This is a genomic window from Mesorhizobium sp. M4B.F.Ca.ET.017.02.2.1 (assembly GCF_003998955.1).
Lineage (GTDB): Bacteria > Pseudomonadota > Alphaproteobacteria > Rhizobiales > Rhizobiaceae > Mesorhizobium > Mesorhizobium abyssinicae.
The window spans coordinates 1-3505 of the sequence record NZ_RZOF01000482.1 but is presented as its reverse complement, the minus strand read 5'-3'; the positions used below and the strand labels follow the sequence as shown (position 1 = coordinate 3505).

At 67.0% G+C, this 3505-nt stretch carries 5 protein-coding genes; 2 read left to right on the top strand and 3 right to left on the bottom strand.

Features of this window, described 5'->3' with window-relative positions:
* The 3 genes from EN738_RS32400 to EN738_RS32390 form a co-directional block, all read right to left on the bottom strand.
* Nucleotides 1-816: ABC transporter ATP-binding protein (locus tag EN738_RS32400; protein WP_145967003.1), on the bottom strand; the 816-nt coding region annotated here is incomplete at its 3' end.
* On the bottom strand, nt 813-1766 hold the full coding sequence (locus EN738_RS32395; protein ID WP_127287125.1) for an HlyD family efflux transporter periplasmic adaptor subunit: 954 nt from the start codon (nt 1764-1766) through the stop codon (nt 813-815). The genes EN738_RS32400 and EN738_RS32395, both read right to left, overlap by 4 nt.
* Nucleotides 1763-2467, bottom strand: a complete 705-nt coding sequence (locus EN738_RS32390) for a DUF1956 domain-containing protein (protein ID WP_127287124.1) — start codon at nt 2465-2467, stop codon at nt 1763-1765. Before EN738_RS32390 ends, EN738_RS32395 begins: the two co-directional genes overlap by 4 nt.
* A gap of 91 nt (nt 2468-2558) precedes the next feature.
* On the opposite strand from EN738_RS32390, the gene EN738_RS32385 reads away from it, so the two are divergent.
* Nucleotides 2559-3032, top strand: a complete 474-nt coding sequence (locus EN738_RS32385; protein WP_127287123.1) for a CYTH domain-containing protein — start codon at nt 2559-2561, stop codon at nt 3030-3032.
* The coding region (locus EN738_RS32380; RefSeq protein ID WP_145967002.1) for a CHAD domain-containing protein at nt 3029-3505 on the top strand (477 nt) is incomplete at its 3' end. The genes EN738_RS32385 and EN738_RS32380, both read left to right, overlap by 4 nt.

Sequence of the window (3505 nt, the reverse complement as noted above, 5' to 3'; positions counted from 1 at the left end):
GGCGAGCGCCGCCTTGAGCGCCTGTTTGTCGGAGCCGACGACATGCAGCGTCGCGCCGAACGGCGCCACCTGGTCGACGCCGGCGCGGCCCTGCAGCGCCTCCGCGACCTGGTCGAGGCGCGGACCCTGCACGACGAAGGTGGTGAGCCCGGCATTCTTCACCACCTCTTCCACCGTGCCGGTGGCCAGCATCTTGCCGTAGGAAATGTAGCTGATGCGGTGGCAGCGCTCGGCTTCGTCCATGTAGTGGGTCGAGACCAGCACGGTCAGGCCGCCGCTCGCCAGCCGGTGGATCTCGTCCCAGAATTCGCGCCTCGCCTTGGGATCGACCCCGGCCGTCGGCTCGTCGAGCAGGAGCAGCTTCGGCTTGTGCATGATGCAGGCGGCGAGCGCGAGCCGCTGCTTCCAGCCGCCCGACAGCGTGCCGGCGAGCTGGCTGCGGCGCGTCGTCAGGCCAAGCTCCTCCAGCGTCCGCGCCACATGCTCCTCGACCGGGCTCAGTTGATAGAGCCGCGCCACGAATTCGAGGTTCTCGCCGATCGTCAGATCTTCGTAGAACGAGAATTTCTGCGTCATGTAGCCGACTTCGCGCTTGATGCTGAGCGAGTCGGTGCGGATGTCGAAGCCGAGCACCGTGCCCTCGCCCTCGTCCGGTGTCAGCAGCCCGCACATGATGCGGATGGTCGTCGTCTTGCCGGAGCCGTTCGGCCCGAGGAAGCCGACGATCTCGCCTTCGGCCACAGTCATCGTCACATGGTCGACGACGGTCTTGTTGCCGAAGCGCTTGACCAGGCCATGGACGTCGATGACGTTCATTTTCCGGCATCCGCCAGGTCGACGTCGACGATCTGCCCGGGCTGCAGCGGGCCGGCATCGCCCTCGGGTCGCGCCTCGACCAGGAAGACCAGCTTCTGCCGGTTCTCCAGCGAATAGATCACCGGCGGCGTGAACTCCGGGTCCGGCGACACATAGCTGACGCGCGCTTTCAGCTCGGGCCCGCAGCCGTCGCAATGAACGCTGAGCAGCGCGCCGACCTTGACCGACGAGAAAGCGTTTTCCGGCACGTAGACGCTGAGCTTAACGGCGCCGTCCGGCAGCAGCGAGACGACCGGCGCGGTCGGGCCGGCGGTGTCGCCCGGGTTGCGGATCACGTCGTTGACGCGGCCGGGCGAGGGCGCCGTCAGCACGCGTTTCGACAGCCGCCACTGAGCCTGTTCCAGCGCCGACTGCGCCTGCTTGACCTGGTTGTCGGCGGCCTTGATCGTCTCTGGCCGCGCCGGCAGTCCGCCGACGGCGAGGTTGGCCTCGGCCTGGCCGAGCTGCGCGTTGGCTGTCTCCAGCGCGGCCGACGCCGTGTCATAGTCGGCCTGCGTGCCGGTGCCGCGCTTGTAGAGGTCGCTGGCGCGATCGTAGCGGCGCTTGGCGTCGGCGGCCTGCGCCCTCGCCATGTCGACTTGCGCCTTGAGCACGGCGATCTCTTCCGGGCGCTTGCCGACTTGCAGGTCGGCAAGTTGCGCCTCGGCCTGCGCAAGCGCTGCCTCGGCCTGCGCCACGGCGATTTTGGCGTCGGCGCTTTCCAGCGTCACCACGGTCGCGCCCGGCGCGACGCGGTCGCCGCGCTTGACGGCGACCGTCTCCACCTGCGCCACTTCGATCGGCGCCAAAAGCACATAGTCGCCCTCGACATAGCCGACGGCGAGCGGCGCCGCCGGCGCGCAGGCGCCGAACAGCTGGGCGGCAAGCGGCAGCGAACAAAGCAAGCTCATGGTTTGCCCTCCTTGCGGGCGGCGTTGCTGCGGGCAGCAAGAATTGCGCCGAGATTGTCCGAGGCGATCGCCACCACCTTGGCGGCCTCGGCTTCGCCGATCTCTCGCCAGCCCATCCGGCGCATCACTGCCTCGCGGCCGATGCGGAAATAGATGACCTGGCCGATCAGCGTGAACACGGTGAGCCGGGTGCGCTCGCTCTCGGCCGGCTCGCCCGTCGCCTGCTCCCAGATCATGCAAAGCCTGCGGTGCGTCGGCTCGAACACGCCGGCATAGATGCGGTCGAGCGCGGCCGTCGGATGGGAAAGCTCCCTAAGTACGAATTGTACGATCTCGCCGGCTTGCGGGCTGGCAACGATGAAGGCCACCATCCGCTCCAGCGCGGCGAAGAGCTGCGCCCGCGCCGCTTCCGGACCAGCCTGACTTCCAATTGCCTGACTTCCGACGGCTTGGCCGGCAATCGTCTGGATCGTGTCGACGATGTAATCGGCGGCGGCGGTGCGCAGTCCTTCCTTGCCGCCGAAATGATAGGCGATCGAGCCGATATTGGCCTTGGCCTCGGCGGCGATCTCGCGCGTCGAGGTGCCGTCATAGCCTTGCCGCCCGAACAGCTTGAGCGCCGCGTGCACGAGCGCGGCGCGTGTCTGCTCGGCGGGAGAAGCTTCGCGATGGGAAGGTTTGGCGCTCGTTTTCTTGCTCATAATATTCGTTTAATCAATCGATTGATTAAAGTCAAATTGATTCTCGGCATCGGCTTGCCATGTTGGTCCACGCGCGCTTTAGTGCGCGGCCATGGTCAAGGAAGTAGAACGCAAGTTCCTGGTCGCCAGCCCCGCCTGGCGCGATCGGGTCGAGGCGGATATCCGCATTCGGCAGTTCTACCTTGCTGCAACACCCGGCCGCTCGGTGCGTGTGCGCATCAGCGACGGCGTCTCGGCCAAGCTGACGCTGAAGTTCGGCAGCAGGGCGCGCGAGCGCGACGAGTTCGAATATTCGATCCCGCTCGCGGAGGCGCAGGAGATGCAGGCCTTCGCCGTCGGACGTGTCATCGAGAAGACACGTCACCATGTTAGGCACCGCGGCTATCTCTATGAAGTCGATGTCTTCGGCGGGATGCTGGCGGGGCTGGTGGTGGCCGAGCTCGAGACGCCGGAAGACGTGCCTGACGAAATGCTGCCTGATTGGCTCGGCCGTGAAATCACCGGCGAGTCGAGATTCTACAACGCGTCGCTCGCCCTTGGGGGGATTCCGGAGATCGCCGCATGAGTTTTCGCATCGATCCGCGCTTGCCGCTGACCGGCGAGGTCAGGCGCATCCTGGCCGACGAGGTCGGCAAGGCGCTTGCCCATCTCGAGACGGCGCGCGAGAAGCCCGAGCAGGGCCTGCACAAATGCCGCAAGCGGCTGAAGAGCGTGCGCGCCTTGCTGCGCCTGGTTCGTTCCGGGGACGAACCGTTCTGCCAGACCGAAAACGAGTGCTACAAGCAGGTATCGGCGCTGCTTGCCGGACCGCGCGAGGCGACAGCACTGATCGAGACCGTCGACCGCCTGGCTGCCGCCTTTCCGGAGCAGAGCGCCGGCGGCGGCCTCGACGCCGCGCGCGACCGGCTGGTGATGCGCCAGCATGAAATGCATGCTGGCGCCGGTCTCGATGCCGCGATCAGCGCCGCCGCCGCCGCTTGCCGGGAAGGCCTCGGCCACATCGACAGGCTCTCGCTGCCCGACCAGCCCGAACAGGCC

Coding starts and splice junctions, on each gene's coding strand:
- EN738_RS32395 (WP_127287125.1), bottom strand. CDS start 1,766: ATGAGCTTGCTTTGTTCGCTGCCGCTTGCCGCCCAGCTGTTCGGCGCC.
- EN738_RS32390 (WP_127287124.1), bottom strand. CDS start 2,467: ATGAGCAAGAAAACGAGCGCCAAACCTTCCCATCGCGAAGCTTCTCCC.
- EN738_RS32385 (WP_127287123.1), top strand. CDS start 2,559: ATGGTCAAGGAAGTAGAACGCAAGTTCCTGGTCGCCAGCCCCGCCTGG.